The organism is Pseudomonadota bacterium (assembly GCA_026388215.1).
Taxonomy (GTDB): Bacteria; Desulfobacterota; Syntrophorhabdia; order Syntrophorhabdales; family Syntrophorhabdaceae; genus JAPLKF01.
Genome location: JAPLKF010000101.1, coordinates 1 through 2,962 on the forward strand (window position 1 = coordinate 1; position 2,962 = coordinate 2,962).

The following is a 2,962-nucleotide window of genomic DNA, read 5'->3' on the forward strand; positions in this document are numbered from 1 at the left end:
CTCTTCTAACAACCTTCAAGTTCTATGACCTTATAAGCATGGTCTTTTGCTTTTTTCTTGCTGCTTCTATTGTCTCGTATCAAATTAGCAATATAACCTTTGGTCAGTTCCTCTCCATGCGTATCAAAATCCAGAACTTTGCAATCTTTCTTAGTTTTATTCTTACGTGGCATATCATACTATCCTCATTCGGCTTCTACCATTCAAAACGCCTTGCATACTTGCGGACTGAAGCCCTGGATATTGTAAAGGCAACATCACTACTTACTTTAGTAATCTCCATAGGGGCTATTCTTTTCAGGATCAAGATGGTCACCCCTATCTTCGTTATAGTATTCTGGTTTTCCTGCAACATGATCACCCTTATGGGAAGGCTTTTTTTCAGATACATTCTGAAATGGTTGCGTGTCCACGGCCATAACCTCCGTTTTATGCTCATCATAGGAACAGGGGAACAGGCAGTAAAATTTGCTCAAAACATCGAAACAAAACCTGAGCTTGGTTATCACATTATAGGATTTGTAAATGCAAAGGAAACAAAAACAGAAGAGTTTCAAAAGACAGGTGTCAGCACAGTGGCAAATTTTAATGATTTTCCCTCTTTCTTAAGAAATAATGTGGTCGATGAAGTGGTAATCTGTCTCCCTGCGGAATCATTCTATCAAAAAGTTTCAAGGATTATCAATCTCTGTGAAGAACACGGGATTGTTGTAAGGATGGTTTCTGATATCTTTAATCTGAAGCTTGCAAAATCAAGGATAGAAGAATTTGAAGGTGATATTATTATTACGGTTTATACAGGTAGCATGGAGGGGTGGTCAGTCCTCATTAAACGATTTGTGGATTTCTTTCTTTCTCTTATCCTGCTTATTCTATTCTCTCCACTCTTTATATTTGTTTCTCTTCTCATTAAGCTCACCTCACCAGGACCTATCTTTTTTATACAGGAACGGGTGGGTCTCGGTAAAAGAAAATTCAGCATGTACAAGTTCAGAACAATGGTCGCTGATGCAGAAGAGAGGCTTTCTGAACTGGAGCACCTTAATGAAGTAATGGGTCCTGCCTTCAAAATCAAGGACGATCCCAGGATTACCCCTGTTGGAAAATACTTGAGAAAAATTAGAGTTGACGAGCTTCCTCAACTTCTCAACGTGCTAAAGGGTGATATGAGTCTTGTTGGGCCAAGACCGCTTCCCATTCGAGACTATGAAGGTTTTAATGAAGACTGGCAGCGTCGCCGTTTCAGTGTTCGTCCCGGAATCACCTGTCTGTGGCAAATCGGCGAACAGCGCTCTATACCTTTTAAAAAATGGATGGAACTCGATATGCAGTATATAGACCAGTGGTCCTTATGGCTTGATTTCAAAATTCTCCTGAAAACCATACCTGCAATGTTTAAGGGGCTGTAACGGAAACTACACCTGTTAGAAACTATAAAGTTGAAGAAAACACCATCCTTCTCGTTCTTGCCGAAGTAGTAACCCAGGCCTTTGGCTTTGCGGTCTCAATAATGGTTGCCCGTATGCTTGGAGTGGAAAGCTATGGCCTCCTTGCATTCGCCTACAGCCTCTCATTGTTATGTCTTGTTGTGCCATCCTTTGGTTTCGACAGCCTGACGGTTCGTGAATTAGCCCGTAAGCCCTCAAGGGCCAGCCGTTTTCTCGTTCATATTTCTCTCGTAAGGTGGCTGTTCAACCTCCCTATGGCCGGGGTATGTTTACTGATAGTACTGCTTAGCTCCGGGAATGGAGGAAGATTATTTATAGTTTTGATAGTTTTTTTAATCATGGCAACACAACAACACATGCTGTTTATATGCTCTTTTTTTCGCGCTTTTCAGGAATTGAGAAGGGAAACCTTTATTAGAATCCTTCTTGCATTTCTATGGCTTTTAACCGGCATTCTGGTATTGTTCGCTGGGTTTGGATTAGGACCTTTTCTGAGCTCAAGATTGGCGGTATCAATTCTATGCCTTGGATTAGCCATTTTTTTACTAAAAAAGGATTTCGGGATTGTTATAGAAAGGTTCAGATGGAGATATGCAAAAGTCCTCATTAGAACGGGTACGCCATTGGCCCTCTTTCATATTTTCTCTATGACCTTTAATTCCCTCAACCTCGTAATATTGGGGTTGATAAAAGGAGATACTGCTACAGGATACTACTCCGCTGCAGAAAAGATTCTTACACTTCTTTTTGTGATACCTGTCAGTCTGGCATGGGCTACGTTTCCTTTGCTTTCAAAACAATGGCCGGATTCACATGAGACCTTTCTTGGAACATACAAAAAGGCAATCAGGTATCTATTACTCCTTGCAATTCCTATTTCGATAGGGGCCTTTTTGTTTGGAGAGAAAGTTATAGTTTTGCTTTTTGGCAAAGAATTTCTGCCAAGTGTGATTTTGATAAAAATTTTAGCACTGAGTATAGTACCATTTTTCATTACCCAAATTAATAATACTGCTCTCCTTTCTATGGATAAACAGGGTATAGCAATCCGGGGAATGATACTGGGGTTAATGGTCGTCCTCATTTCTTCTTTGATATTCATACCTCGTTTAGGACCTGTTGGATCGGCTCTCTCCTGGACAATATCGACTTTTGCCGTTTTATTTTTTGAATTATATGTGCTGTTTTGGAGCTTATATTGCAAAGATACATTCCTCACATTTTTGAGGTCTGCCTTCGCCGGATGCATAATGGCATTCGCAATACTTCTGCTTGACAGGTTTACCACGATGCTCCCAATCTTGGTGAGCGTCCCTGCCCTTTTATATATAGTAATGCTCATTCTACTGAGAGAAATTAAGGTCTATGAGGTCATGCTTGTTTTAATATTGCTTAAAAATATGGGGAGATCTTTAGTGGGGAAAAGAGGCGAGTAAAACCAAACAAAGCAGACCGCAGTATACCCCTCTTCCAGGACCAGAAAGCCTTATACAAAATGTTCGGTAAAAAACGAA

General features: G+C 40.5%; 2 protein-coding genes. Both read left to right on the top strand.

Features of this window, described 5'->3' with window-relative positions; translation table 11 throughout:
- A partial coding sequence (locus tag NTU69_05845) for a sugar transferase (protein ID MCX5803043.1) occupies positions 1-1,409 on the top strand: 1,409 nt, incomplete at its 5' end.
- A 44-nt stretch (positions 1,410-1,453) separates the two neighbouring features.
- Complete coding sequence (locus tag NTU69_05850) at positions 1,454-2,884, top strand: flippase (protein MCX5803044.1); 1,431 nt, start codon at positions 1,454-1,456, stop codon at positions 2,882-2,884.
- Positions 2,885-2,962: the final 78 nt, after the last annotated feature.